Source organism: Micromonospora sp. NBC_01796 (assembly GCF_035917455.1).
Taxonomy (GTDB): Bacteria; Actinomycetota; Actinomycetes; order Mycobacteriales; family Micromonosporaceae; genus Micromonospora_G.
This window is the reverse complement of the sequence record NZ_CP109078.1, coordinates 6142547-6169134: the sequence shown is the minus strand read 5'-3', so window position 1 is coordinate 6169134 and position 26588 is coordinate 6142547. Positions and strand designations below refer to the sequence as shown.

The 26588-nt window shown below is 70.2% G+C and carries 22 protein-coding genes; 13 read left to right on the top strand and 9 right to left on the bottom strand.

The annotated features are described in order from the left end of the window. Positions 1 to 45: 45 nt before the first annotated feature. From OIE47_RS27945 to OIE47_RS27930, 4 genes are all read left to right on the top strand, one after another. A complete protein-coding gene (locus OIE47_RS27945) occupies positions 46 to 600 on the top strand; it encodes a TetR/AcrR family transcriptional regulator (protein ID WP_326557488.1) in 555 nt (184 codons plus the stop codon). Position 601: 1 nt separating this feature from the next. Beyond that, a complete protein-coding gene (locus OIE47_RS27940) occupies positions 602 to 2767 on the top strand; it encodes an MMPL family transporter (protein WP_326557487.1) in 2166 nt (721 codons plus the stop codon). 114 nt (positions 2768 to 2881) lie between these two features. Next, positions 2882 to 3241, top strand: a complete 360-nt coding sequence (locus OIE47_RS27935; RefSeq protein ID WP_326557486.1) for a MerR family transcriptional regulator — start codon at positions 2882 to 2884, stop codon at positions 3239 to 3241. 64 nt (positions 3242 to 3305) lie between these two features. Further along, positions 3306 to 4430: a serine hydrolase domain-containing protein gene (locus tag OIE47_RS27930; RefSeq protein ID WP_326557485.1), complete on the top strand. Its 1125-nt coding sequence runs from the start codon at positions 3306 to 3308 to the stop codon at positions 4428 to 4430. A gap of 30 nt (positions 4431 to 4460) precedes the next feature. On the opposite strand, the gene OIE47_RS27925 is transcribed toward OIE47_RS27930, so the two are convergent. Both OIE47_RS27925 and OIE47_RS27920 read right to left on the bottom strand, forming a co-directional pair. Then, a complete protein-coding gene (locus tag OIE47_RS27925; RefSeq protein WP_326557484.1) occupies positions 4461 to 5198 on the bottom strand; it encodes a tetratricopeptide repeat protein in 738 nt (245 codons plus the stop codon). A gap of 121 nt (positions 5199 to 5319) precedes the next feature. Beyond that, positions 5320 to 6711 carry a hypothetical protein gene (locus tag OIE47_RS27920; protein WP_326557483.1) on the bottom strand — a complete coding sequence of 464 codons (1392 nt, stop codon included), beginning with the start codon at positions 6709 to 6711 and terminating at the stop codon, positions 5320 to 5322. A gap of 93 nt (positions 6712 to 6804) precedes the next feature. On the opposite strand from OIE47_RS27920, the gene OIE47_RS27915 reads away from it, so the two are divergent. Further along, complete coding sequence (locus tag OIE47_RS27915) at positions 6805 to 8172, top strand: hypothetical protein (protein ID WP_326557482.1); 1368 nt, start codon at positions 6805 to 6807, stop codon at positions 8170 to 8172. On the opposite strand, the gene OIE47_RS27910 is transcribed toward OIE47_RS27915, so the two are convergent. The 4 genes from OIE47_RS27910 to OIE47_RS27895 are packed head-to-tail and all read right to left on the bottom strand — an operon-like array spanning position 8149 to position 12856. After that, positions 8149 to 10485, bottom strand: coding sequence for a CHAT domain-containing protein (locus OIE47_RS27910; RefSeq protein ID WP_326557481.1), 2337 nt, complete (start codon positions 10483 to 10485; stop codon positions 8149 to 8151). The two genes, OIE47_RS27915 and OIE47_RS27910, sit on opposite strands and share 24 nt — an antisense overlap. Continuing rightward, positions 10482 to 11540, bottom strand: coding sequence for a VWA domain-containing protein (locus OIE47_RS27905; RefSeq protein WP_326557480.1), 1059 nt, complete (start codon positions 11538 to 11540; stop codon positions 10482 to 10484). Before OIE47_RS27905 ends, OIE47_RS27910 begins: the two co-directional genes overlap by 4 nt. Further along, a complete protein-coding gene (locus tag OIE47_RS27900; RefSeq protein ID WP_326557479.1) occupies positions 11537 to 12448 on the bottom strand; it encodes an AAA family ATPase in 912 nt (303 codons plus the stop codon). Before OIE47_RS27900 ends, OIE47_RS27905 begins: the two co-directional genes overlap by 4 nt. A gap of 54 nt (positions 12449 to 12502) precedes the next feature. Beyond that, the gene (locus OIE47_RS27895; RefSeq protein ID WP_326557478.1) at positions 12503 to 12856 is read right to left on the bottom strand and encodes a VOC family protein; all 354 of its coding nucleotides are present in this window, start codon (positions 12854 to 12856) and stop codon (positions 12503 to 12505) included. Positions 12857 to 12964: 108 nt separating this feature from the next. On the opposite strand from OIE47_RS27895, the gene OIE47_RS27890 reads away from it, so the two are divergent. From OIE47_RS27890 to OIE47_RS27870, 5 genes are all read left to right on the top strand, one after another. Further along, complete coding sequence (locus OIE47_RS27890) at positions 12965 to 13930, top strand: helix-turn-helix transcriptional regulator (RefSeq protein ID WP_326557477.1); 966 nt, start codon at positions 12965 to 12967, stop codon at positions 13928 to 13930. 260 nt (positions 13931 to 14190) lie between these two features. Then, complete coding sequence (locus OIE47_RS27885) at positions 14191 to 14637, top strand: carboxypeptidase-like regulatory domain-containing protein (RefSeq protein ID WP_326557476.1); 447 nt, start codon at positions 14191 to 14193, stop codon at positions 14635 to 14637. Positions 14638 to 14670: 33 nt separating this feature from the next. Beyond that, positions 14671 to 15711 (top strand): alcohol dehydrogenase catalytic domain-containing protein, encoded by a 1041-nt coding sequence (locus tag OIE47_RS27880; protein ID WP_326557475.1) that lies wholly within the window; start codon positions 14671 to 14673, stop codon positions 15709 to 15711. 164 nt (positions 15712 to 15875) lie between these two features. Next, on the top strand, positions 15876 to 16580 hold the full coding sequence (locus OIE47_RS27875) for a CBS domain-containing protein (protein WP_326557474.1): 705 nt from the start codon (positions 15876 to 15878) through the stop codon (positions 16578 to 16580). Beyond that, positions 16577 to 18982, top strand: a complete 2406-nt coding sequence (locus OIE47_RS27870; protein WP_326557473.1) for a phosphoketolase family protein — start codon at positions 16577 to 16579, stop codon at positions 18980 to 18982. Before OIE47_RS27875 ends, OIE47_RS27870 begins: the two co-directional genes overlap by 4 nt. On the opposite strand, the gene OIE47_RS27865 is transcribed toward OIE47_RS27870, so the two are convergent. Then, a complete protein-coding gene (locus tag OIE47_RS27865) occupies positions 18974 to 20473 on the bottom strand; it encodes an FAD-binding oxidoreductase (RefSeq protein WP_326557472.1) in 1500 nt (499 codons plus the stop codon). The genes OIE47_RS27870 and OIE47_RS27865 overlap by 9 nt on opposite strands. 277 nt (positions 20474 to 20750) lie before the next feature. On the opposite strand from OIE47_RS27865, the gene OIE47_RS27860 reads away from it, so the two are divergent. Both OIE47_RS27860 and katG read left to right on the top strand, forming a co-directional pair. Beyond that, positions 20751 to 21179: a Fur family transcriptional regulator gene (locus OIE47_RS27860; RefSeq protein ID WP_326557471.1), complete on the top strand. Its 429-nt coding sequence runs from the start codon at positions 20751 to 20753 to the stop codon at positions 21177 to 21179. 23 nt (positions 21180 to 21202) lie between these two features. Beyond that, positions 21203 to 23476, top strand: coding sequence for a catalase/peroxidase HPI (katG, locus tag OIE47_RS27855; protein WP_326557470.1), 2274 nt, complete (start codon positions 21203 to 21205; stop codon positions 23474 to 23476). Positions 23477 to 23532: 56 nt separating this feature from the next. Here katG and OIE47_RS27850 read toward each other — a convergent pair whose 3' ends face one another. Continuing rightward, complete coding sequence (locus tag OIE47_RS27850; protein WP_326563267.1) at positions 23533 to 23808, bottom strand: Rid family hydrolase; 276 nt, start codon at positions 23806 to 23808, stop codon at positions 23533 to 23535. 233 nt (positions 23809 to 24041) lie between these two features. On the opposite strand from OIE47_RS27850, the gene OIE47_RS27845 reads away from it, so the two are divergent. Further along, positions 24042 to 25343, top strand: a complete 1302-nt coding sequence (locus OIE47_RS27845; protein ID WP_326557469.1) for an MFS transporter — start codon at positions 24042 to 24044, stop codon at positions 25341 to 25343. Positions 25344 to 25358: 15 nt separating this feature from the next. On the opposite strand, the gene OIE47_RS27840 is transcribed toward OIE47_RS27845, so the two are convergent. Then, positions 25359 to 26393: an ETX/MTX2 family pore-forming toxin gene (locus OIE47_RS27840; RefSeq protein WP_326557468.1), complete on the bottom strand. Its 1035-nt coding sequence runs from the start codon at positions 26391 to 26393 to the stop codon at positions 25359 to 25361. Positions 26394 to 26588 lie beyond the last annotated feature (195 nt).

Below are 26588 nucleotides of genomic sequence, written 5' to 3'. Positions count from 1 at the left end.
CTGACCGATCGGTCAGGCATACTTGCGCGTGGAGGTGATCGAGCGGTGACCCGCAACCACACCCGGGAGGACATCCTCTCCGAGGCCGCCCGGCTCTTCGCGCGAGTGGGCTTCAAGGGCACCTCGTTGCACGACATCGCGGTGGCGGTGGGCTGCTCGAAGGCGACCCTGCTCTACCACTTCGCCAGCAAGGACGCGCTGCTCGTCGCACTGGTCGAACCCGCCGTCCAGGAGCTACGGGCGCTGGACGACCGGCTTGCCACGCTCGTCGGCGAGGACGCCCGGGCGGTGGCGATCGACGGCTTCGTCGACCTGGTGCTCCGGTACCGCCCGCAGGTGACCCTCGTCTACGACAGCCTCCAGCTCACCGAGATGTCCCGGTTCCCCGGCATCGACGCCCTGGCCGAACGCCTCGTACGCGCGTTCGCCGGCCACTCCGCCGATCCGGTCGACGACATCGCCGCGCGGGTCGTCCTCAGCGGCATCTGCACCGTTGTCATCGAACACGCCAACTCCGGCGTCATCGACCTCCGCGACGCACTCACCACAGTGGCCGAGCGGGTACTCCCATCCCAAGCCCGACCCCGACAAGAAAGTTGACATGGCAACCATCCTCTACCGGCTCGGCCGGGCATCGTTCCGGCGTCGCCGGCTCGTCGTCGTGCTCTGGCTCGTCGTACTTGCCGCGCTGGGCGGCTCGGCTGCCGCGTTCATGGGTGAGACGTCCGACAAGATCTCCATTCCCGGCACCGAGTCGCAGCGCGCACTCGACGCCCTCGCCCGCGAGTTCCCGGCCGCGTCCGGCGCGACCGGCGCGATCGTGCTCGCCGCACCGGAAGGGCGGCAGTTGGCCGATTACCGCGCCGCCGTCGACGACCTGGTCGCCGAGGCCGGGAAGCTGTCCGGCGTGGTCGGCGCGGTCAGCCCGTTCGACGCGAGATCCGTCTCGGCCGACGGGCGTTACGGGCTGGTGCAGGTGCAGTTCACCGAGCGGGCCGACAGTGTCACCGAGGCGCAGCGGACCGCGTACGAGGAGAGCGGTGCCGCCGCGAAGGCCGCCGGACTGCGGGTGGAGCACGGCGGCGAGGTGATGTCCACCCAGCCGGAGATCGGCAGCACGGAGGGTCTCGGCGTTGTCGTCGCGCTCGTTGTCCTGCTCGTCACCTTCGGCTCGCTCGTCGCCGCCGGCATGACCATGCTGACCGCGCTGATCGGTGTCGGCGCCGGCATGGCCGGCCTGTACGCGCTCAGCGGGGTCGTGTCGCTGACCAGCACCGCCCCCGTCCTCGCCCTGATGCTGGGCCTGGCCGTCGGCATCGACTACGCGCTGTTCATCGGCTCCCGCTACCGCCAGAACCTCCTCGAGGGCCACGAGCCCGACGAGGCTGCCGGCCGCGCCGTCGGCACCGCCGGCTCCGCCGTGGTCTTCGCCGGCGTCACCGTGGTCATCGCCCTCGCCGGCCTGGCGGTGGTCAGGATCCCGTTCCTCACCGCGATGGGCCTCGCCGCCGCCGGGACCGTCGCGGTCGCCGTGCTGGTCGCGATCACCCTGCTGCCCGCACTGCTCGGCTTCGCCGGCCGCAAGGTGCTCTCCCGCGCCCAGCGCCGCGCCGGCAACGCCGCCGCGTACACCGAGGGCTTCGGTTTCCGTTGGGCGCGGCTCGTCATCAAGCTGCGCGTACCCGTGATCCTCGTGGCGATCCTCGGCCTCGGCGCCCTCGCGCTGCCCGCGGCCGACATGCGCCTCGGTCTGCCCGACGCGACCGCCGCGCCGGTCGGCACCCCGGCCCGCGACGCCGCCGACCTCACCGAGGAGGGATTCGGCGCCGGGTTCAACGGGCGCCTGATCCTCGTCGTGTCAAGCGACAGCCCTGCCTCCACCGCGACCGCGGCGCAGCAGGTCACCACCGCGCTGCAGGGCACGAAGAACCTGCTCGCGGTCGCTCCGCCGAACCTCAGTCAGGACCAGCGGACCGCCCTGCTCGCGGTCATCCCGAGCACCGGCCCCACCGACGCGGCCACCGAGACGCTGGTGCACGAGGTCCGGGACAAGGTCCGTACGGTCGACGGCGCCGACATCGCACTCACCGGCCAGACCGCCATCGGCATCGACGTCTCCGAGAAGCTGTCCGACGCCATGCCCTGGTACCTCCTGCTCGTCGTCGGCCTCTCGGTGCTGCTGCTCATGCTGGTGTTCCGCTCGATCCTCGTGCCGATCAAGGCGGCGCTGGGCTTCCTGCTCACCGTCGGCGCCACCTTCGGGATCACGGTCGCCGTGTTCCAGGAGGGGCACCTGGCCGGTCTGCTCGGCGTCGACACCCCGGGGCCGCTGGTCAGCTTCCTGCCGATCCTGCTCATCGGCATCCTGTTCGGCCTCGCCATGGACTACGAGGTCTTCCTGGTCTCCCGGATGCGCGAGGACTTCGTACACGGGGACACCCCGCGCCAGGCGACCATCAACGGCATGGGCCACGGTGCCCGCGTGGTGACCGCCGCCGCCCTCATCATGACCTCGGTGTTCGCGGGCTTCATCCTGGTCGAGGACCCGGTCATCAAGAGCATGGGCTTCGCGCTGGCACTCGGGGTGGCCATCGACGCCTTCGTCGTACGGATGACGATCGTGCCCGCGGTGATCTCACTGCTCGGCCACGCCGCCTGGTGGCTGCCGGCCTGGCTGAACAAGGTTCTGCCGAACGTCGACATCGAGGGCGAGGGCCTGCGCAAGCAGCTCACCGCCGAGCCACAGCGGGAGACCGTGCACGTCTGATCTTCCTCACCACAGCAACAGCAGCCCGGCCGGCCCTCCGGAGAGGGCCGGCCGGGACGGGGTCGTGGTCAGCGGTGTACGCATCCGGGTAGTGCGGCGAGGCATCATCGGAAGATGAAGATCGGCGAGATGACCGCCCGGACGGGGGTCCCGCAGCGGCTGCTCCGCTACTACGAGGAGCAGCACCTCATCACACCCGGGCGGGACGTCAACGGTTACCGGGTCTACTGCGACGTCGGGGTGGAACGCGTCACCCAGATCCGTACCCTCCTCGCCGCCGGACTGCCCACCCGGATGATCCGGGACCTGCTGCCCTGCCTGCGCGGGCCGGACCCGACCACGCTCGACGGCGTCGACCCGGAGTTCGTGGCCGCCCTGCGCCGCGAGGCCGACTCGCTGGGGACCCGGATCGACGACCTGACGGCCCGACGTACCGCGATCCTCGAGTTCGTCGACGTGATCGCCAACACTTGACCTTCTCACTGGTGTGAGGGGTGGACGCTTCTCTTCCCGCAGTCGGAAGAAGGAGAGCACCACCATGAACACGGAACAGTTTGCCGAGGTCCGCGACGCGCTGGAACGCAACCTGAGCTCCGGCACGGAACTCGGGGCGTCGATCACGATCGACATCGACGGCGAGACGGTCGTCGACGTGTGGGGCGGGTACCGGGACGAGGCCCGTACCCGGCCCTGGGGGGCCGACACCATCACCAATGTGTGGTCGATCACCAAGCAGGTCGTCGCCGTGGCCGTGCTCATCCTCGTCGACCGCGGGCAACTGGACCTCGACGCACCGGTGGCGGTGTACTGGCCCGAGTTCGGCGCGAACGGCAAAGACGGGGTGAAGGTACGCCATCTGCTGGCGCACGCCTCGGGTGTCTCGGGCCTGGACGCCCCGAGCCGGGTCGAGGACCTCTACGACGCGCCAGCCGCCGCCGCCCGGATGGCCGCCCAGGCGCCCTGGTGGGAGCCGGGCACCGCGTCCGGCTACCACCTGTTCAGCCAGGGACACCTGCTCGGCGCGCTGATCCACCGGGTGACCGGCCGGACGCTGCGCCAGTTCGTGGCCGAGGAGCTCACCGGCCCCCTCGGCGCCGACTTCCAGCTCGGGGTCGCCGACCGGGACCTGCACCGCGTCGCGGACGTCGTCCCGCCGCCGCCCGCGCCGTTCGACCCGTCGGCGCCGGACGAGGACGGCCCGGCGTACCGCACGTTCACCGGCCCGGTCGTCGCACCCGGGGACGCCAATACGGCGGGCTGGCGGGCAGCCGAAATCGGCGCCGCCAACGGCCACGGAAACGCCCGATCGGTCGCGCGCATCCTGTCCGTACTGGCCCTCGGTGGGACGGTCGACGGCGTACGCCTGCTCAGGGAGCGGACCGCCGAGCTGATCCTCGCCGAGCAGACTGCCGGCGCCGATCTGGTCAACGGCCTGTACCTGCGGTGGGGGCTGGGCTTCGCGTTGAGCGACCCGCGGACGCTGCCGTGGGTACCGGCGGGCCGGATCGGCTACTGGGGTGGCTGGGGCGGCTCGATGGCGATCGTGGACCTGGACCGGCGCATGACCATCAGCTACGTGATGAACCGGATGGGCGGCGGCATCCTCGGCTCCGACCGCGCCCGGGAGTACGTCGCCGCGACCTACCGGGCCGTGGAGAGGTGAGTCGCACCGGGCGTCGGCCCCGGGTCCGAACTACTCCCCGGCGACCGGGCCGATGCCGAACGCCTCGGCGGGCTTCTGGGCCGCGCCGAACGCGTACTCCCGCGCGAAGGCTTCCTCACCGAGCGCGTCGACGGCACCGGCGCGTGCGGCCGACAGCTCCAGGGCGTCGTCCGGGTCGGGGACCTGGCCGATGGCGGCATAGGCGCTGTCGGTCAGCCCGATCATCCGCGCGGCGAACGCGCGATCCCCCTCGGCCGAGGCCAGTGCGGCGGCGGCAACGCACAGGTACGGGACGAAGGAGTCGTACCCCTCCCGGAACACCCGCTCGCGACCGGCCTCGAACAGCTCACGGGCGCGGTCGATGTTGCCGAGATGGAGCTCGGTGAAAGCCAGGTTGTGGTACTCGGAGTTGACCAACTCCGGCTGCCCCAGGGCCTCGTTGAGCGCGATGTTCGCGAGGTAGAGGTCACGGGCCCTGGGGTAGTCACCGGACACCCGGGCCACGGCGGCGAGCACGTGCCGAGGACGTTCCTCCAGTCGCCGGTCACCGGCGCGTACCGCGACCTCCAGCGCGGCGGTGGCCAGTTCCTCGGCACGCCGCAGGTCGTCACCGCGGATGGCGACGCGTGCCATGGCGTAGAGCCCTTCCACCTCACCCGCGGGCTCACCGGCCGAACGCGCCCGCTCGACCTCCGCCCGCGCCATCCGCAACACGCCGTCGCTGTCGCCACGACGGAAGGTGGCACGCACGCTCTCTTCGAAACTCATTCGGTTCCCTTTGTTGTTCGATCGCCGAAGCTGCCGCTGTTCCCGCGGTGACCAGCGCCAACTCCGTACGGTAGTCGACGGAGTCGGCCTCGGGACTCGTGGCCCGGGCGGCTGCGCGGTCCTACCCCTTCCCGTCCCGGTCGATGCCGAGGATCTCGTCGATGCGGGTGCGGCGTCCGTCCTCCCCGGCGTACCGGTCCAGCTCGAACCAGCGGCTGCGCCACCTGCGGTAGTCCGAGGCGGCGCCGGTGTCCCGCCGGCACGCCTCGACCGAGCTGATGAAGTCCGGCTTGGATGCGGTGCCGATGGTGTTGGCGTCACCGCGCTGCTTCCCGTCGACCTCGGTGGCCAGCCACGCGCACATCCGCTCCACCGCGTCGTCGTCCAACACCGTCAGGGTCAGCTCGTCGTCGACGCGTACGGGGTCGTGCAGGGGGTGCCGCGGGGTGACGAGCCCGAGGTGCAGGCACAACTGGACGAGGCTCCGGGAGTGGTCGGCGCTCAGCGGCCAAGGTTCGCCGTTCGGCTTCGACACCGGCAGGAGCAGCGTCGGGAACGTGGCGTCGAACCGATCCAGCAGGTGCCGCTGGTATTCCGGCCACGTCTCGGCGGGTGCCGGTGGGATCCGTCCGAGCAACTCCATCTGCGGACACATGGAGTACGCGAGCAGGATCGCGCGACAGGTCATGATCGCGGGATTGCGCAGTCCGGTGACGAGCGTCAGCCGGGTCTCGGTCACCCCGTCGACCAGACCCAGCGTGGCCTTGATCCGCCGCCCGTCGGCGAGCGCGCGCGTACCGATCTCGATGCCCTCGACGAGCTGCGCGAACATGCGCTGGGTCCAGCGCTCGCTCTCGTCCCTGTCCTGGTCCGGATCCTCCGCACGGAAGTCCTGGTCCCAGCGGCCGATGACCCGCTCCGCGGTCCGGCACGCCGTGCCGGTCTCGGCCAGCGCGAGGGTCAGCAGGACCTCGTCCAGGTCCAGTGCCAGGCGATCCCTGAGCGGACCGTCGCGGAGCGAGCCGTCGTAGCTGCGGTGCCTTTCCCTGGCCTCCTGATGCAGGATGTAGGCGGCGTCGTAGCCGGCCTCGGTGTCCCGTTTGGACTCCACCAGTGCCTGCGCCCGGATCGCGCCGAGCAGCCGTGGGGCGAACTGCGGCCACACCAGCGCTCGCCCGGCGTCCGACAGACGCCTGATCAGGGAAGCGGCCACCCGTGACGCCTCGCCCTCGGCGCCCCGGAGCGTCTCGAACCGGGTCTTGACCTCCCAGAGGCGGTCGAGCGAGACCTCGAAGATCAGCCACCCCATCAGCGGAAGCAGCTTCCGCAGTGGCTCCGGTGGCTCCTCGGGCACCGGGTCGACCAGAAACCTGGCCCGGTACTCCTCGACGTCCGCCTCGATCAGGCCGACCAGCCCGGCGTCCACCTCCGGGCTGTCGGGCGGCGGCCCGCCCTCCGCACTCCGGGCGCGGATCCCCGTGCAGAGCGTGCGGAGCTCGTCGGCGGTCATCATGGCGGCCCCCTCGTGATCGTGTGCTTCGTCCGTCAGGTTCTGACGGACGAACCACCGCTTCCTCCGGACCGACGACACGGAAGGATCCACACCATGATGGACACTCGGCGGCTGCTGGAGCTGTGCGAGGACTTCCGCCACCGTGACCTCGAAGTCGACAACGACGTCGTGACCTCGATCGAGCAGGACATCGCCCAGTACAAGGCCACCTTCCTGGTCGAGCCGGTGCCCGAGGAGCCACCGGCTCCGCTGCGGGAACTGCTGCCCCTGATGGGATGGCTGGTCTACGAGGCGTCGTGGAACGCCGTACAGCAGGTCCAGGCGGCGTTCGAGGCGATGGACGAGGAGGAACGGGAGCAGAGCGCCCGGTCCTACGGCCACATCAGGCGGCTGGCGGACGCCGCCCGCAACCTGGTGTGGCCCGAGTTCGCCCCGCGGGCCCTCGGCGCCATCCGGGCGCAGGCCCTGGCGGAGTCGAAACGGGACACCGAGGCGGGCTACGACGCCGCGTACATCGTGCACCAGGAGGCGCGGGCCAGGTACCGCAGCTACTACGACTCGCACCTCGGCAGGGCCGACCGCGAGGACTTCCTCCTGGCCCTCGACGAGGTGCTGTTGCAGCTGGCACTGGCCGAGACCGGCACCGCGTGCCGTACGGCGGAGCGGATCATCTGTCTCTGGAGCGAGCAGTTCCCCGGCGCGGACACCGACAGCGAGGAACGGTGGGTCCAGCGCATGTACCGCGACCTGTCCGAGGCGGTCGAGATCGGCCGGCGCGCCCTGGACACCGCGCGGCGCATCAAGGACACCCACACCCTCGTGCACGTCGTCACCGCCAAGCGCCTGGCGTTGGTGACCGGGTACCGCAACCCCGGCATCATGACGGCCCGCGCGGCGCTGCTCGCCCTGGCGCTGTCCCCGGCGATGGAGCACCTGGGGCGCACCCCGACCGGGACCGCCACCTGGAAGCAGGAACGCGCCCTGCTGATCGAGCAGTTCACCCGCGCGTACGACGCGATCCAGGAGCCGGTACGCAACGCCGACGACGAACCGATGCCGATGAAGCACGACCACAAGCGGGCGCTCGTGCAACTGCGGCTCAACCTGGCGCTGCTCGTCCCCGGCCACTCGCTGCCCTCACCGGACCCGTTCGATGCCTGTCTCAAGCCGGACCCGCTCGACGACGAGGCGGTGACCGGCCTGTCGACCTGGCTGTCGACCGAGGCGAGCGGCGGCGGTCCCAACCACGGCAACATCATCGCCGCCGCCACGTTTCCGCTGTTCAACCGGTCCGTGGTCGCGCTCCGGTCGCTGACCGGCGACGGCCCGGCCTACTACGCGTGGCGGCGCCGGTGGTACCGGCTCGGCCGCTACGCCAACCAGAGCGGCCGGCAGCCCCGGGTCGAGGCCGCACTGCGCGTGGCCGAAGTCGGGCCGTCACTGCGTATAGGCACCGAGTAGGGCCCATTCCGGCTCCGGCGCACCGTTCTTGACGGCGGCGAGTTGGGCGTCGTGCAACGCGAAGTCGAGCGACACCGGTCGCTCCCGGATCGCGCGTACGATGTGGCTCGCCGCCCTGCCGGTTCCCTCGTCGTGGACCGAGTCGATGCCGGCGACGACGCAGCGGGCCCCGCCGTTGAGCAATGCCATGACCAGGGTGATCGGCTCCGCCTCGGTGACGTTGATGACCTGCCCGACGTGGCACGAGGCCATGAGCACCGAGCCGGGCCACTTGAGGCCGAGCGCGCGCCCGAAGGACAGCGACTCGCCCGGGATGTTGAGGTACTGCGCCAGCCCCTCACCGGCGCCGTGCGAGGCGATGTGTACGAACCCCCACCGGCCCTGGTCGCGCAGGGCGTCGGCAAGACGGCCGTCCCGGCGCACCGGTTCCCGTTCGGACTCGATGGTGCACTCGCTGAGCCGTACCCCGTCGGTGCTGCCGGGCAGCCCCCACGCGAGCCGTTCGGCGCGGACGTCGACGCCCTCCTCGTCCCGGCCCACGAGCCGGATCAGCGCCTCTCCGGTGACCAGTGGCGGCGCCGGGTGCTGCAGGCACGTGAACGCCGGGGTCTGGGTGATGACCGCCCGCTCGACGAGCCGCACCCGGCGGTCGTCGGGGCACACGTCGAGCGCCGGCCAGGGGACCAGGCTGAGCCAGGAGTGCGCCGAGATCAGCAGCTTGATCGGCGGCCCGTCCGCAGCGAGGTCCGCCAGCAGCGACCCGGGCAGGACGCTGCGGGCGAGCACTCCCCAGTCGAACTCGGCGAGGTCGAGTGCGGCGCCCTGTGCCGTCGCCGTGGACGTCAGGTCGCGGTCGAGGTCGGCCTCGTGGTCGAGTACGCGGTTGAGCAGCATCGCCAGGTTCCTGTACCGGCGGGCGTGGTGGAAGAAGGCGGCGTGGAACGGGTCGGGCTCGAACCGCTCGAAGGCGATCCGCCCGCCCGGCCGGATGAGGGTCCGGAACAGGTTCGGCGCCTCGGCGAGACTGTCGGTCAGCTCCAGGTAGTCCAGCGCGTACCGGTCGCCGATCACCCTGGTCAGCGTGCCGAGGTCGGCCGGCGGCGGCAGGACGGTGTCGGCGAGCATCGGTGACACCGCCTGCTCCAGCTCGAAGCGCAGTGTGTCGAGCGACTTGCCGGTCGTACCGTCGATGCCGAGACGCGGTCCGTCCTCCGCGTCGACGATGTCGTTGATGATGCCCTCGACCCGGGGGCTCATCAGCGCGCGTCCGGTCCGGATCCGGGCGGCGAACCCGGTCTGCTTCGCCGACAGTGCGACCCGCAGCCCCAGCTCGGCCGCCTCCGGACCCAGCCGTGCCGCGAGCAGGGCGATGTCGCCGTAGACGCGCTGGAAGACGACGGCCAGCGGGGCCCGGGACCGGGCGATCACCCGCCACCTGCCCCGGACATCGTCGGCGATCCGCAACGCGTGCCGCCCGAGCTCCACCGCTTCGGCACGGTCCTCGTCCGATCCGTCGCGCTCCGCGAGGTACTCCGCCATGGCGAGCGTGACCGACAGGTCGCCGATACCCTGCTCCGCGTCCTGCATTGCTCGCACCCGGTTCAGTGCGGACCTGAGGCCGGCCTCCGCCCGTGCGTCGCCGGTCGCCCAGTACGCCACCGCGCCGACGAGGTCCGCCCGGTACCGCGTCGGGACACCCTCCCGGCTCGACCAGAACGACGCCATCTCCGCCATGACGTCCTCGACCTGGGCAGCCTGCCCGCGCAGGATGTAGACCGCGCCGGTCTCGTACATCAGGTGCGCCATGTGAGGATCCGCCCCTGCCGCGTTCAACGCGTCCGGGCTCACCTGCGCCAGGCCCAGGGCCTCGTCGAACCGGCCGGTGAGACGCAGGTCGCGAGCCATCTCGTGACGGTGGAACGCGTGCAGGGTGAGGTCGCGCACCGGCTGGTCCGGGTAGCCGTCCGCCCGTACGTCACCCAGCTCGCGCAACGACCCGGCGTGCATCTCCCCGGTCGTGTACGACGTGCCTTCCGGCATCTGCACGGGGATACCGACCAGCCTGCAGAAGCGGACGATCACCCCGGCGTGCTTCCAGGCCCGGGCCTTCGTCGCCCAGCCCTCGTCGCTCCCCGCGATGGTCAGGTAGTGCTCGAGGGCGATCGAGAAGAGACTCTTCTCGTCCCTGGTGAGCTTCGACAGCGCCTCCCGCTGGCGCACGATGCCGACCGCCTGGTCCGCGTCCGCGGCCAGCATCAGCAGGTCGTCGCGGGCCAGGGCACGCCGCACCGAGGCCGCCAGGTCGTCGGTCATCGCGCGATCACCTCCGCAAGGTCGCTCAGGGCGTCGAAGCTGTGCCCGGGCACGTGCGCCGTGACGTGCCGCAGGCTGTTGACGAGCGCGGGGTTGACCGTCCGGTAGCCGGTTGCGCCGAGGGCCGGGTTCACCCATACGACGACGTGACCGAGTCGCGCCAGCCGGGCCACCTGCTGGGGCAGGACGGCCATGTTGCCGTACTCCGCCCCGTCGGAGCTGACCACGACGACCGCCGAACGCACCGCGGTTCGGCCGCCCCATCCCCGCAGGAAATCCCGCAGCGCCGGTCCGAGCCGGGTGCCGCGTCCCCAGTCGGTCTCCACCTCGGCGACCGCCCGCATCGCCGCGTCCGCGTCACGGATCCGCAGCTCGGCCGTGAGCCTGGTCCACCGGGTGCCGACCGTGAAGACCTCGGTGGTGGCCGGTCGGACCGCGACGGCGGCGTGGGCGAAGCGCAGCATCACGTCGCCGTACGCCCGCATGGAGCCGCTGACGTCGATGAGCAGGAGCAGCCGTCGTGGCCGCCGGGCCCGGCGACCGCGCGGGATGCGGCTCGGTTCGCCGCCGCTGCGCAGCATCAGCCGCACCATGGCGGGCGCGTCGATCCGACCGGTTCTGGCCGGCACCCGGCGCATCGCGGGCCGGTGGGGCGCGGCCGGTGCCAGCACCGCGATGAGCCGCTGGATCTCGTCGCGTTCGGCGGGGGTCAGGCGGCGGACGTCGCGCCGGGTCAGGTCGTCGAGATTGCCCGCGTCGGGCACCTGCCCGGCGGGGGCCGGCTCGGTCTCGGCGCCGGCGGGTGCGGTGTCTGCGCCGGGTTCGACCGACCCGACCGCCACCCCGTCCGGGTCGACCTCGGCGGCGGACCGTGACGCCCACACCGCGTCGAAGATCGACAGGTCTCCGGCGTGGGTGCAGAGGGTGACCCGCAGCGACCGGTACGGGTCACCGGGCAGGCTCGCCAGTGCCTGCGCGGCGAGGACGATCCGGTCCGTGCCGACCGCCAGCCCTGCCGCCCGCAACTCGGCGACGAACGCGAGGAGGTCCCTCACGCCGCCTCCCGCTGGTGCGGCACCAGCAACAACTGGCGTACCACCTCGAGATCCTCGTGGTGTTTGACCACCGTGCTCACCGCGGCGTCCACTGTCGCCGGGGTGAGCGCGGCGGCGCCGTACGTGGTCAGCGCGGCGGCGAAGTCGATGGATTCGGCCACCCCGGGTGGCTTGGTGACGTTCTTGGCGGACCGTACCCGCTGCATGCCGGTCGCGATCTGCCGGGCGAGTACCTGCTCCAGCTTCGGGACCCGCTCTCGCAGGATCCGCTCCTCCAGCTCCGGCTCCGGGTGCGCGATCCAGTGGTAGAGGCAGCGACGTTTGAGCGCGTCGTGCACCTCGCGGGTCCGGTTCGAGGTGAGGATCACCAGCGGCGGGAACGGCGCCCGTACGTCGTCGAGTTCGGGAATGCCGACGGTGTAGTCCTCCAGCACCTGCAGCAGCAGCGCCTCGAACTCGTCGTCGGCCCGGTCGATCTCGTCGATCAGCAGTACGGTGCGCCCGCCCTCGAGCGCCTGCAGGATCGGCCTGCGCTGGAGGAACTCCTCGGTGTACAGCCCTCGCAACTGCTCCGCGCGGTCGCCGGTTCCGGGTTGCGCCTCGCCGGCCACCCGCAGCGCGAGGATCTGCCGCGGGAAGTTCCAGTCGTAGAGGGCCTGTGAGACGTCGAGGCCGGCGTGGCACTGGAGGCGGATGCACCGGGCGTCGAGCGCCTCGGCGATCTTGCGGGCGAAGTCCGTCTTCCCGACACCGGGGTCGCCCTCGAGGAACAGGGGCCGCCCCATCCGCAGCGCCAGGAAGGCCGCCGCGGCCAGCCCTTCGCCCGCCAGGTAGTGCCGGTCCGCCAGCATCCCGGTGAGCTGGTCGGGGCTGTCGATCAGCGGCCAGCCCGTGGTTGCCTCAGTCATGCCTGGTTCTGACGGACCGACACCTGATGTGCGCGCCTGCCGGATTGTGGCCTCTCAGTCCTTCGGTGCGACCCGGATGCGGTTCCCGTCAGGATCGGCGGCGAGGAAGGTCGGCCCGAACCCCGCATCGTGAGGCTCGTGCAGGATCGTGACGCCCTTGGACTGCCACTCCTTGAAGATCGCGTTGATCTCGTCGGGTCGTCCACCGCCGATGGCCAGGCAAACCTCACTGGTACGCGGGACGTTCGGCGACAGATCCTCGAACTGGCCGGACCACACAGCGAGCTCAGCGCCTGGCCCGAGGTCGAAGGTGATGTATCCCGAAGTCTCCAACGAAGGGCTGATGCCGAGGAGGTCGCCGTAGAAACGAGCTGCGGCGGGCGCGTCGTTCACGTAGACGATGGACACGACAGATGTGGTCATGGTTGTTCCTTCTCGCTGGTCGTAGGTACGCATCCACCAGCCTGGCCGGAATATGCGCCGCATCATGTCGCAATTTGTTGAGAAACTTGGTCGGTGACCCCGGACCGCTTCTTCGCCCTCATGCTGCTGCTCGAATCGAGGGATGGCGCGACCACCCAGGAACTTGCCTCGGCGCTCGGGGTTTCCCTCCGAACCATCACCCGGGACCTGAACTGGCTCCGCGACGCCGGTCTGCCGGTGACCGCACACCGGGGCCGCCTCGGCGGCGTGACCATGCTGCCCGGGTCCGGGCTCGACCTCACGCGACTCACGCCCGGCGAGCGTGATCATCTCTCGCTCATCGGGCTGGATGAGCGGCAACGCGCGGAGCTCGACGCGTCGGCCGAAAGCCGACGCGCGCTCGCCAAGCTCGCCGCGACACAGTCACGTCGAGTTGATGAGCTCCTGCCGCTCACCGACGTCGTGCACGTGGACAGCCGTCCCTGGCACCGGACACGAGCTTCCGGCCCGACTCCGGCTTCGCTGATCGGCGCGGTGCGGCGAGGTCGCCAGCTACGGATTGGGTACGACAGCCCACGCGAGTCGTGCCCACGCGACCTGGTCGTGGATCCCTACGGGCTGCTCGCCAAGGCCGGCATCTGGTACCTCGTTGCCGACTGTGCCCGAGTGCCACGGATGTACCGACTCGAACGGATCACCACGTGGAAAGAAGTCGACCAGCCACGACGGCTCCGCGAGAACCAAACCCTGGTCACCGTCGCTGCAGCGCTCATTGATCAGTGGGCACACAACCACGCGATAGAGGTCAGCGCCACCATCGACCAGACCCAGATCGAGCGAGCGCAACGGATTTTCGGCCTACGACTCGTCCGGGACGACGATGAAGAATCCGCCACCGGCTACAAGGTGACAATTCGCTTCCTGCAGCTGGAGGACGTGCGAGCATTGCTGCCGTTCGGGAACGCCATCACGGTGCACGGCCCCGCCGAAGCCAGGGCTCACCTCCGCGCCCTCGCCACCAACCTTGCCGACCACTACGCGCCGTCACCAACGTCCTGAACGGCAACACCTGGTTGTCCTCCTCGCGCTGTCGTCCGAGCAGGAGGGCAAGGGTGCCCCTGACCGCTCGTCATCGACGGATCTGAAGCAGTAGCGCACGCCAGAACCCGTCGGCAAGCTCGATAGGCCGGATCGCCGCGCGATCGGCCCGCCCGTTCTCACGTCGGACCGTGTCCATTGCCTTACTGTCGGTATTGATGACGAAGTTGGGGGCAACCGGGTGAACACCAGATTGCCCAGATCGTCACAAGGAGCCAGTAATGCGGACAATCCGTGGTCGCGTACTCGTCTCGATGCTCGTCGCCGTCGCCGTCGGCGTGCTGCCGGCCTGCGGCCAGCCCTCGTCCACCTCCCCCGGCCTGCCCGGTGGACCCGGCGGCGACGCCCCGGTCTCCGCGACCCATCCACCGGCCGATCCCAGCCGGGCGGCCGACCGGGGCATGGTCACCGGCACCGTCATCCGCCCCGACGGCGCACCCGTGCCCGGCGTGGGAGTCGAGGTGAGATCGGCGGACAATCCGGCTAAACCAGTCCCCGAACTGGTCGTCACCACCGACGCCAAGGGCGTCTTCCAGTGGAGCCTGGAGCCGGGCCGTTACGAGTTCCACATCCGGACCGGGGGCACCTCGGTCAGGGGCCGGTCGGCACCGCAGCCGGCCACGGTGACGGTCGGGCAGACCTCGACGGTCAACTTCACCCTCACCTGACCGCCAACAGCAGCGGGGCCGAGGGAGGCACACATGAAGGCGCTCAGGTACGGCGGCCCGGGAAAGCACGAGTGGACGTCGGCCCCCGACCCACAGGTCGCCGAACCCACCGACGCGGTCATCCGGGTCGACACGGTCACCATCTGCGGGACCGACCTGCACATCCTCGGTGGCGACGTCCCGGAGGTAGGGCCAGGGCGGATCCTCGGTCACGAGGCGGTGGGCACGGTGATGGAGGTCGGCGCCGCCGTCACCACGGTACGTCCCGGCGACCGGGTACTCGCCTCGTGCATCTCCGCCTGCGGCCGCTGCCGCTACTGCCGCTCCGGCAGCTACGGCCAGTGCACCGGCGGGGGCGGCTGGCTGCTGGGCCACCTCGTCGACGGCGTACAGGCGGAGTACGCCCGAATCCCGTTCGCCGACCTGTCCACGTACCCGCTGCCGGAGACCGTCACCGACGAGGCTGCCGTCCTGCTCGCGGACATCCTGCCGACCGCGTACGAGGTCGGCGTGCTCAACGGGCAGGTCCGGCCGGGCGACACCGTGGTGATCGTGGGAATGGGCCCGATCGGGCTCGCCGCCATCCTGACCGCCCGCCTCTACTCCCCCGCGCACATCATCGCCGTCGACAAGGCCGAAGGCCGACTGCGGGCCGCCCGGCAGTTCGGTGCGGACATCACGGTGGCCCCCGACGAGGATCCGCATGAGGTGGTGCGGTCCGTGACCGGCGGACTCGGCGCCGACGTGGTCATGGAGGCGGTCGGGGTGCCCGAGGCGTTCGAACTCTGCACCACCCTGGTACGGCCGGTGGGCCGGGTCGCCAACATCGGCGTGCACGGCGCGCCGGCCACCCTGCACCTGGAACAACTCTGGGCGCGCGATGTCACCATCACCACCGGGCTGGTCGACACCAACACCATCCCGGTGCTGCTCGGGATGCTCGCCGGCGGGCAGTTCGACGTCGGCGGCCTGGTCACCCACCGGTTCGCGCTGGACGAGATCATGCACGCGTACGACGAGTTCTCCCGGCCGGGACAAAGTGGCGCCCTCAAGGTGGTGTTGACCCGGAGGTGATCGCGCCCGGCACCCGGCAGTCGCCGCATGAGCGGTGAACCGGGCCGAGGAGAAGTGGTCGACCGCGGGACGCGTCGTGCCTCAGGTCCCTACCGCACCGGTCCTTCGGCCCTGATGGCGTGGGCCCCTGCGCTCGTACGGTGAGCGCAGGAAGGAGATCCACGATGAGGGCATGGCAGGTGGGCGACGTGATGACGACGGACGTCGCGACGGTCGGGGCGCAGACCCCGTACCGGGAGATCATCGACGTGGTGACCGGCCGGCACGTCAGTGCCGTGCCGGTGGTGGACGACTTCGACCGGGTGGTCGGGGTGGTCTCGCAGGCCGACCTGCTCCACAAGGTCGAGCTGGTCGGCGAACCGCACGAGCGGCGGCTGTTCGAGAGCCGCCGACGCCGTGACGCCCGGGTGAAGGCCGACGGTGCCGTCGCCACCGAGCTGATGACGGCACCCGCGATCACCACGTACGCCCGGACACCGGTGGCCGCGGCGGCGAAGCTGATGGACCGCGAGCACGTCAAGCGGCTCCCGGTGGTCGACGACCTGGGCCGGTTGGTCGGCATCGTGACCCGGGGCGACCTGTTGCGGGTGCACCTGCGCCCGGACGCCGACATCCGGCGCGACGTCGTACGGGAGGTCCTGCAACGGGTCCTCGCCGTACGGGAGGGGGTGGTACGCGTGACGGTGGACGACGGTGTCGTACGGATGGTGGGCCAGTTGGACCGCCGTACCTCCGTGGACATCGCCGGACAGCTCGCCGCCCAGGTCAGCGGGGTGGTCGAGCTGGCCAACGAGCTGGGTTACGACTACGACGACACCGTGTCGCCGATCGGTCCGCGGCATCGCATGATGGGAGACGTGCCAGCATGAGCACCTTGACCGAACCGGCGGTACGGGGTCCGCTGACCGAAGACGAACTGCGCCTGCTGGACGCGTACTGGCGGGCGGCGAACTACCTGACGGTGGGGCAGATCTACCTGATGGACAACCCGCTGCTGCGCGAGCCGCTGCGGGCCGAGCACATCAAGCCACGGTTGCTCGGTCACTGGGGCACCAGCCCCGGACTGAGCCTGATCTACGCGCACGCCAACCGGCAGATCGTCAACCGGGACCTGGACGCCATCTACGTCACCGGACCGGGTCACGGCGGACCGGCGCTGGTGGCGAACACCTGGCTGGAGGGAACGTACAGCGAGCGGTATCCCTCGGTGAGCCGCGACGAGGCCGGCATGGCCCGGTTGTTCCGCCAGTTCTCGTTCCCCGGCGGCATCCCCAGCCACGTCGCACCGGAGGTCCCCGGGTCGATCCACGAGGGCGGCGAGCTGGGTTACTCGCTGATGCACGCGTACGGCGCCGCCTTCGACAACCCCGACCTGGTGGTCTTCTGCGTCGTCGGTGACGGTGAGGCCGAGACCGGTCCGCTCGCCGCGAGCTGGCTGTCTAACGTCTTCCTCAACCCGGCCCGGGACGGGGCGGTGCTGCCGATCCTGCACCTCAACGGCTGGAAGATCGCGAACCCGACGGTGCTCGACCGGATCCCCGAGAGCGATCTCGTGTCGATGATGCGCGGGTTCGGCTACGAGCCGCACGTCGTGACCGGCGACGATCCGGTACGGGTGCACCAACTGCTCGCGGCGGCGATGGACCGTGCGCTCGACGAGATCCAGGCGATCCAGGCGCACGCCCGTACCACCGGCGACGGCGACCGTCCGCGCTGGCCGATGATCGTCCTGCGTACGCCGAAGGGCTGGACCGGTCCGCGGGAGGTCGACGGGGTCGCGGTCGAGGGGACCTTCCGGGCCCACCAGGTGCCGCTGTCGGGGACCCGGGAGAACCCGGAGCGCCTGGCCCAACTGGAGCGGTGGCTGCGCGGCTACCGGCCGGAGGAGCTGTTCGACGCCGCGGGTGCGCCGGTGGCGGAACTGCGGGCGCTGGCACCGACCGGGACCCGACGGATGAGCGCGAACCCGCACGCCAACGGCGGCGAGCTGCTGCGGGACCTGGTGCTGCCCGACTTCCGCGAGTACGCCGTACCGGTGACCCGGCCCGGACAGCCGGTCAGCGAGGCGGCGCGGGTGCTCGGCACCTGGGTACGTGACGTGATCACCGCGAACCCGGACCGGTTCCGGCTGCTCGGACCCGACGAGGTGGCCTCGAACCGGCTCGGCGCCGCGTTCGAGGTGACCGACCGGGCGTTCACCGCCGCCCGTCACACCGGGGACGACCACCTCTCGCCGGACGGCCGGGTCATGGAGGTGCTCTCCGAGCACCTGTGCCAGGGCTGGCTGGAGGGTTACCTACTCACCGGACGGCACGGCATCTTCACCAGCTACGAGGCCTTCATCCACGTGGTCGACTCCATGGTCAACCAGCACGCGAAATGGCTGAAGGTCACCCGCGACATCCCCTGGCGACGCCCCATCGCCTCACTCAACTACCTCCTGTCCAGCCACGTCTGGCGCCAGGACCACAACGGCTTCTCCCACCAGGACCCCGGCTTCATCGACCACGTGGTGAACAAGAAGGCAGAGGTCGTCCGGGTCTACCTACCACCGGACGCCAACACCCTGCTGTCCACCATGGACCACTGCCTGCGCAGCCGGCACTACATCAACGTGGTGATCGCCGGCAAACAGCCGGGACCGAGCTGGCTCACCATGGAACAGGCGGTGTTGCACTGCCAACGGGGAATCGGGATCTGGGACTGGGCCAGCAGTGACGAGGGGACCGAACCCGACGTGGTGCTGGCCTGCGCCGGGGACGTACCGACCCTGGAGACCCTGGCCGCGACGGATCTCCTGCGCCGGCATCTGCCCGAGCTGAAGGTACGGGTGGTCAACGTGGTCGACCTGATGCGGCTGCAACCCGAGAGCGAACACCCGCACGGGTTGCCGGACTCCGAGTTCGACACCATCTTCACCCGGAACAAGCCGGTCATCTTCGCCTATCACGGCTACCCCTGGCTGATCCACCGGCTCACCTACCGCCGTACGAACCACGCCAACCTGCACGTACGGGGTTACAAGGAGGAGGGGACCACCACCACCCCGTTCGACATGGTCATGCTCAACGACCTCGACCGCTTCCACCTCGTCATCGACGTGATCGACCGGGTTCCCGGCCTCGGCGCCAGGGCCGCCCACCTGCGCCAGGCGATGGTCGACGCCCGGCAGCGGTGCCGGGACCACACCCGCCGGTACGGCGAGGACGACCCTCGGGTGGCGGAGTGGACCTGGCCGGGTACGGAACCGACGAACCGTGGGTCAGCATGACGCGGGTGGGATGCTCTGCTCGTACTGGAAGACGTTGTGGGGGTCGTACCTGGCCTTGATTTTCCGCAGCCGGTCGAAATTGCATTTCCAGTACGCGGTTTCCCATTCCGCCATCCCGATGTTCGGCACGTTGACGTAGGCGCCGTTCACGTAGGGCCGCAGTGCCTGGCTGAACTCGGCGATCCACGCCTGGGCGATCGGGGTGACGGCGTCGCCGCTGTCCGGCTCGCCGCGAGTGCCCCAACCGGCGCCCGGCTCGGAATAGAAGAGCGCGTCGCGGTGCGGGAACGCCGTGCCGCCGGGCGGCTCGCTCGTCTGGGCACCCGTACCGAAGGCCTGGGTGAAGAAGTTGCTGTCCTCGGAGGGGGCGTTCTCCATGAACGAACGGATCACGCCGATCGCCTCCTCCGGGAACGGCTCGCTGGTGAACTGGGAGAAGAACTTCCAGTTCGCGGGCTCGTCCTCGGTCGGGATCTGGAATCCGGCGTACGTGTCGCCCCAGCCCCCGATCTGCACCGTGACCTCCGGGTTGCCGATCGAGAGAAGCGGTTCCAGCAGTTCCCTCGCCTCCGCCTCCGACCCCTCCGCGAGCACCCCGAACAGCAGGATCTGGGATTTGTGGATCTCGAGCTGGGTGCCGAGCCGGTTGTCGGCGAACGGCGCGGTCCGCTGCCAGGTGTCGAAGACCCCGTGCAGGTCGTCGAGGCCCTCCCAGGTCGCCTGCAGGTAGGCGACACTCCTGAGCGGAGTCACCCTGTAGGTGAGCGACGTGACGATTCCGAAGTTGCCGTTTCCCGCTCCGCGCAGGGCCCAGAGCAGGTCCGGGTGGTTCTTCAGGTCCACCTCGATCGCCCTGGCGCCGTCGGCACCCGACGCGACGACAATCTCCGCCCCGATCAGGTTGTCACAGGCCATGCCGAGGTAGCGGGTGAGAAAGCCGAAGCCACCGCCGAGGGTGGCGCCGGACAGGCCCACGGTTCCCTCCGTACCGGTCGTCACCGCGAGGTCCTGCTGCCCGAGCGTGGTGACCGCCTCCAACTGGTTGAGCCCGGCGCCGACCGTCGCGGTTCCGGCGGCGGCGTCGATCCGGGCCCACTTCAGCTCGCTGACGTCGATCACGATGCCGTTGTCGACGTTCGACCAGCCCTCGAGGCTGTGACGGCCGCTGCGCACCCGCAGCGCGACGTCGTTCTGCCGCGCCCACGCGAGGGCGTTGACCACGTCCCGGGTCTCCTGGGCGAAGACGATGACCAGCGGATAACGTACGAAGAGTTCGTCCCATCCGAGGCTGGCATTCGCGTACCCGGGGTCCTGGGGACGAACGATGCGACCGGTCAGCGTCGCCGACGGGGTTTCCGGACCGGTTGACCATCCCGGGCCGTCGTCCGCAATGGCCGGAGTGCTTCCGACGATGATGCCCGGAAGGACAACCGCCCCGGCACCGACGGCCGCAGTCGCCTTGAGCAATTCGCGACGAGAAAGGTCATGCATGGTCCGTATCCTCTCGATCGGGTTACGCGACCACTCGACCAAGGGACCGTTTGCCCTCCCGTTGGCGCGCAGACTCACGCTAATACCGGAGACTTCTTCGGAGATCCGAGAACGTTGCATCGGAACCCGGTCGGGTGACGCCGACCTTTCTTTGCGGGGCGGACCGGACGTGAGCCCGATCACAGAGGCCGCTTCCCCACGCGGCGCCACCGGAACGTACGGACTCGAGCCGGAGCCAAACTTGATCCGTTCCAGATCAGTGGGCTATGTTGATCGGGTGACGTCCGACTTCGAGGCGCAGTTGCGGGCGGCCTCGTTGCGCGTGACCCGGCCCCGGTTGGCGGTGCTCGCAGCGCTGCGCGACCATCCGCACGTCGACACAGACACGATGATCGCGCTGGTACGGGCGGACCAACCCACTGTCTCCCACCAGGCGATATACGACGTCCTGCGCGCCCTCACCGACGCCGGACTGGTACGCCGCATCCAGCCCGCCGGTGCGACCGCCCGTTACGAGTCCCGGGTCGCGGACAACCACCACCACGTCGTGTGCCGCTCCTGCGGAGCGATCGCCGACGTCGAGTGCGCCGTCGGCCACTCCCCCTGTCTCACCGCCTCGGACGACCACGGTTTTGTGGTCGACGAGGCGGAGGTCGTCTATTGGGGCACCTGTCCCGACTGCGCGACCAAACGCACGGCCCAGTGATCCGCCAGCTCGGAAGGAAGCACATGAGCGACACCCAGGACAATGGTCCCTCCAGCGCGCAGGGCGTGGACCAGACGTCAGCGGCCGGCTGCCCGGTCGCGCACGACTCCGTGACCGCGACCGGCAGCGAGAGCGAGAACCCGGCGATCGACTCGCCGACCCCGAAGACCGGCGGTCGCCCGCGCACCAACCGGGACTGGTGGCCCAACCAGCTGGACCTCTCGGTGTTGCACGCCCACTCGTCCAAGGGCAACCCGCTGGGACAGAACTTCAGCTACGCCAAGGAATTCGAGAAGCTCGACGTCGAGGCCCTCAAGCAGGACATCACCGAGGTGCTCACCACCTCGCAGGACTGGTGGCCGGCCGACTTCGGCCACTACGGCGGCCTCATGATCCGGATGAGCTGGCACGCCGCCGGCACGTACCGGATCCAGGACGGTCGCGGCGGTGCCGGCGACGGCGGTCAGCGTTTCGCCCCGCTCAACAGCTGGCCGGACAACGCCAACCTCGACAAGGCCCGCCGGCTGCTGTGGCCGGTGAAGCAGAAGTACGGCCAGAAGATCTCCTGGGCCGACCTGCTCGTGCTCGCCGGCAACGTCGCCCTGGAGTCGATGGGGTTCAAGACCTTCGGCTTCGGCTTCGGCCGCGTCGACGTGTGGGAGCCCGAGGAGATCTTCTGGGGCCCGGAGGACGCCTGGCTCGGCGACGAGCGCTACGTCTCCGAGGCGGAGATGTCGGAGGGCGTCGGCGCGACGGAGATGGGACTCATCTACGTCAACCCCGAGGGGCCTCGCGGCAGCGGGGACTTCCGGGCGGCGGCGCACTTCATCCGTGAGACCTTCGGCCGGATGGCGATGAACGACGAGGAGACCGTCGCCCTCATCGCCGGCGGCCACACCTTCGGCAAGACCCACGGTGCCGGTGTCGCCGACGGCCACGTCGCCGCGGAGCCCGAGGGGGCCCCGCTGGAGGCTCAGGGCCTGGGCTGGCTCAGCACCCACGCCAGTGGCAAGGGTGCCGACACGATCACCAGCGGCCTCGAGGTGACGTGGACCGACCGGCCGACGCAGTGGAGCAACCGCTTCTTCGAGATCCTCTTCGGCTACGAGTGGGAGCTCGCCACGAGCCCCGGCGGCGCCAAGCAGTGGGTCGCCAAGGACGCCGAGGCGATCATCCCGGACGCCTACGACCCGTCGAAGAAGCACCTGCCGACGATGCTCACGACCGACCTGTCGCTGCGCTTCGACCCGACGTACGAGAAGATCTCGCGCCGGTTCCTGGAGAACCCCGACGAGTTCGCGTTGGCCTTCGCCAAGGCCTGGTACAAGCTGCTGCACCGTGACATGGGCCCGGTCAGCCGCTTCCTGGGTCCGTGGGTCGCCGAGCCCCAGCTGTGGCAGGACCCGGTACCGGCCGTCGCCGACGCGCTGGTGGGCGACGCCGACGTTGCCGCCCTCAAGGCGAAGGTCCTGGAGTCCGGCCTCACGACCGCCCAGCTCGTCTCGACCGCCTGGGCCTCCGCCGCGAGCTACCGCTCCACCGACAAGCGCGGCGGCGCGAACGGCGCCCGGCTCCGTCTCGAGCCCCAGCGCAGCTGGGAGGTGAACCAGCCGGAGCAGCTCGCGACGGTCCTGGACACCCTCGAGGGCATCCAGCGGGAGTTCAACGAGGCCGGCGGCGCGAAGATCTCGCTCGCCGACCTGATCGTGCTGGCCGGCTCGGCCGCCGTCGAGAAGGCGGCGCGCGACGCCGGTGTCGAGGTGACCGTGCCGTTCCGCGCCGGCCGCACCGACGCCACCCAGGAGCAGACCGACGTCGAGTCCTTCCGGGTCCTGGAGCCGCGCGCGGACGCGTTCCGCAACTACCTGCGTCCCGGCGAGAAGACCCAGCCGGAGGTGCTGCTCGTCGACCGCGCCTACATGCTCAACCTGACCGCGCCCGAGATGACCGTCCTCATCGGCGGCCTGCGCTCCCTGGGGGCCAACGTCGGCGGCGCCCAGCACGGCGTTCTCACCGACCGGCCCGGCGTGCTCACCAACGACTTCTTCGCCAACCTGCTCTCCCCGGGCACCCGGTGGAAGGCGTCGGAGTCCGAGCACGTGTACGAGATCCGCGACCTGGGCACCGATGAGGTGAAGTGGACCGCCACCGCGGTCGACCTCATCTTCGGCTCCAACTCGCAACTGCGTGCCCTCGCGGAGGTCTACGCGAGCCAGGACGCCCGGGACAAGTTCGTGGGCGACTTCGTCGCGGCCTGGACCAAGGTCATGGAACTCGACCGGTTCGACCTCGTCTGATCCGCTCCAACCGTCGGGCCCGGTCGATCCATCAGTGATCGGCCGGGCCCGACGCCTCACCGGTCGGTTCCCACGACGGCGTCGACCTCGAACTCCACCAACCACTCCGGGTCGATGAAGCGCGACACCTCCACGAAGGTGCACGCCGGTCGTAACCGGGAGAATCGTTCCCCATGGGCGCGGGCCGCCTCTCGCCAACGGGCGATGTCAACGAGCATCACCCTGGTCCTGATGACGTCCGCCAACGTCGCACCGGCCTCGCGCAGTGCGTGTTCGGCGATGTCCAGGCAGCGTACGGACTGGGCGTACACGTCTCCGGGGGGCGGCGCTATTTGCCTTTCCGGCTGGACCGGCTCTGGCTAGTCTGGGGCGGCGAGTGACCCCAGGAGGAGCTGAGACATGCCCGGTCGTCCGAGCGCGCGTTGACGTCCTGGGCCGTAATCGGCCTGTCATCGCGTGCTGCCTCTGATCGCGCGGCACAGCGAGCCCTCCGCCCGCACCGTCGGTACGTCTTCTGTCGTACGGCGGTCGGTGCGCCCTGTCCGCGGCGATCCAAGGGGTCCTCGTGCCGTACGGCCGCTCCACCGTTCATGATCGATCCGTTGCTCCCGGTCTGTGGCGCAACGCCGACTTCCGCCGGCTCTGGCTGGGCCAGACAGCCTCGCAACTGGGTGAGCACGCAAGCCTGGTGATCCTGCCGCTGATCGCCGTACTGACACTCGACGTGGGCGCGGACCAACTGGGCGTCCTGCGCGCGGTCGGGCAGACTCCGCAACTGCTGCTCGCGCTGTTCGTCGGCGTGTGGGTCGACAGGTGGCGGACCCGTACCGTCATGGTGCTGGCGGACCTCGGCCGAGCCCTGACGCTGGGTGGAGCCGCCGTGCTCGCCCTCGTGGGCGGTCTCGGCCTGCCGGCGCTGCTGGCGGTCGTCTTCACCGTCGGGGCCCTGTCGGTGTTCTTCGACGTCGCCTACCAGGCCTGCCTCGTACGCCTGGTGAAACGCGATCAGCTCCTGGCGGGCAACAGCGCGATCGAGGGAAGCCGGTCCGCGGCCCAGATCGGCGGTCCGGCCCTCGGCGGGACGATGATGTCCCTGCTTCCGGCGCCGATCGCCGCCGCGTCCAGCGCCCTGTTCTTCGTGGTGTCGTTCCTGGGCATTTCCCGTATCCGTCATCGGGAGTCGATTCCGGCGCACCCGGGCGGTCCGCAGCGTGTCTGGCGGCGGATCCACGAGGGACTGCGCTTCGTCGTACGCGACACCCTGCTGCGTACGGTGTGCCTCGCGTCGGCCGCGTTCCAGCTGTCGTTCGCGGCCGTGATGACCACGTACCTGCTCTTCCTGCCACGGGAACTGCACCTGTCCGGCACCGCCATCGGCCTGGTCCTCGCCGCCACGGGGCCGGGCGCGCTCGTCGGTTCCCTGCTCGCCGCCCGCCTCCCGAGCCGCCTCGGCTACGGTCCGGTACTCGTCGGAGCGGCGGTCATCGGTGACGGTGTGATGCTGTGGGTGCCCGCTCTGCACGGCACCTCCGTGGGCACCATCGCCGCACTGGTCACGATCAACCTGGTGTTCGGGGTCTTCGGCCAACTGGTCAACGTCTCGATCATGGCCGTCCGGCAGGCCGTCACCCCGGACCCGATGCAGGGCCGGGTCGCCGCCACGATCACGTTCGCGGGCATGGGCCTGACGCCACTCGGCTCGCTGCTCGGCGGCCTTCTCGCGGAACACTGGGGAATACGTACGGCGCTGCTGGTCACTGCCGCCGGCATGATGCTGTCCCCCGTACTGATGGCGCTGTCCCCGCTGGCCCGCCTGGGAACGGCGCTGCCGGGGAGGCGGTCGGCCTCCCCGGCGGCACGGTGGTGACGGTCGGCGGTTTTCCTACGCGACCCTGAGCATCGCGGCCCTCGGCTGCGGGGCGGGTGCGAGCGCGGGTGTGCCGTCCAGGTTGAACTGCTTCAGCTTGACCTCCAGGCGCTCACTGTTGCCACCGGTGAACAGCCCGTCGACCGTGCCCGCGACCCGTGCGCCGCTGTTGTAGACATGGTCACCGGTCAGCTGGTACGGCACCCTGATCCTGCCGGTGGTGACCGCCACCGACGCCTCGATGATGGATCGCGGCGGTACGATCACCGGCTGTCGCCAACCGAAGGTCTGGGACCGCTGCGTCGAGCCGTTGTGCGTGTAGCTGTAAGAGCCCTCGACGGTGACCTCGACCTTGCCCTCGAACAGGATCGGGACACCGGTCTTGAACGTCGTCTTCAGCGTGACCTTGGCACCGTAGGTGCTCGACCAGCCGATGGTCTCCGACTTCGTCTTGCTGCCGCTGATCTCGGTCGACTGCTGCACCGTCGAGTCGTTGCGGATCGACAGGAAGTCGAGCTGGTCCAGCGACGAACCCGTGATGACCGCGTTCCCGGTGTCGTATCGGATGTCGTTCGCCTCGAAGTCGACGATGTGGTCGGCCGTCCGGCAGATCGTCTTGTTGATCCCGGCGCCGACGTTGACCGCGGTCACGCAGATCCTGGGTTGCGCGGCCGTCGTCGGGAGCACCACGTCGAAGCCGTGTGACGGCCCGTACCCGGCGGGGATGCCGCTCCAGGGCAGGTTGGCCGTCAGCGACCGGCGGAGCACCCCGTCCATGGTGATGTTCACGGTCAGCGGCGTCGTCGGCGCATCCTCGTCGGCCGCCCAACCCGAGACCCGCACGCCGTCGAAGGACGGGGTCTGCCGCACAGCCTCGACGGAGAGCAGCGGTGTGGTCGGCTCCGGCGGCGGATCCCCCGGGTCGCCGCAGGCCGGCGGCGGGTTCGGTCGGTCGCAGTACGGCTCGGCCGCGGCCGGTCCGGCGGCGACGGCCAGGACACCGGCCGCCACGAGCACCGTCGCCAACCCGTGCAGCAACCCTCTGCGCATCCCGCCCCCACGGCCGGCGCCGACTTCCGTTCGCGTTCGTTTCATGTGCTCCATCCCCCTCATCTCCGTGTTGGACGACGTCACTTTTCAGGCGGCGCCGTCCCGGACTCAAGGCGCGGATGTCCCGAGTCCCCGGGACATCCGCTCGGGCGGTGGCGGGACGCGGCCGGACAACCACGGGACGGGTCGGGCGAC

Coding starts and splice junctions, on each gene's coding strand:
- OIE47_RS27865 (WP_326557472.1), bottom strand. CDS start 20,473: ATGCATGACCTTTCTCGTCGCGAATTGCTCAAGGCGACTGCGGCCGTC.
- OIE47_RS27925 (WP_326557484.1), bottom strand. CDS start 5,198: ATGAGTTTCGAAGAGAGCGTGCGTGCCACCTTCCGTCGTGGCGACAGC.
- OIE47_RS27880 (WP_326557475.1), top strand. CDS start 14,671: ATGAAGGCGCTCAGGTACGGCGGCCCGGGAAAGCACGAGTGGACGTCG.
- OIE47_RS27935 (WP_326557486.1), top strand. CDS start 2,882: ATGAAGATCGGCGAGATGACCGCCCGGACGGGGGTCCCGCAGCGGCTG.
- OIE47_RS27885 (WP_326557476.1), top strand. CDS start 14,191: ATGCGGACAATCCGTGGTCGCGTACTCGTCTCGATGCTCGTCGCCGTC.
- OIE47_RS27940 (WP_326557487.1), top strand. CDS start 602: ATGGCAACCATCCTCTACCGGCTCGGCCGGGCATCGTTCCGGCGTCGC.
- katG (WP_326557470.1), top strand. CDS start 21,203: ATGAGCGACACCCAGGACAATGGTCCCTCCAGCGCGCAGGGCGTGGAC.
- OIE47_RS27930 (WP_326557485.1), top strand. CDS start 3,306: ATGAACACGGAACAGTTTGCCGAGGTCCGCGACGCGCTGGAACGCAAC.
- OIE47_RS27920 (WP_326557483.1), bottom strand. CDS start 6,711: ATGATGACCGCCGACGAGCTCCGCACGCTCTGCACGGGGATCCGCGCC.
- OIE47_RS27900 (WP_326557479.1), bottom strand. CDS start 12,448: ATGACTGAGGCAACCACGGGCTGGCCGCTGATCGACAGCCCCGACCAG.
- OIE47_RS27915 (WP_326557482.1), top strand. CDS start 6,805: ATGATGGACACTCGGCGGCTGCTGGAGCTGTGCGAGGACTTCCGCCAC.
- OIE47_RS27910 (WP_326557481.1), bottom strand. CDS start 10,485: ATGACCGACGACCTGGCGGCCTCGGTGCGGCGTGCCCTGGCCCGCGAC.
- OIE47_RS27875 (WP_326557474.1), top strand. CDS start 15,876: ATGAGGGCATGGCAGGTGGGCGACGTGATGACGACGGACGTCGCGACG.
- OIE47_RS27870 (WP_326557473.1), top strand. CDS start 16,577: ATGAGCACCTTGACCGAACCGGCGGTACGGGGTCCGCTGACCGAAGAC.
- OIE47_RS27840 (WP_326557468.1), bottom strand. CDS start 26,393: ATGCGCAGAGGGTTGCTGCACGGGTTGGCGACGGTGCTCGTGGCGGCC.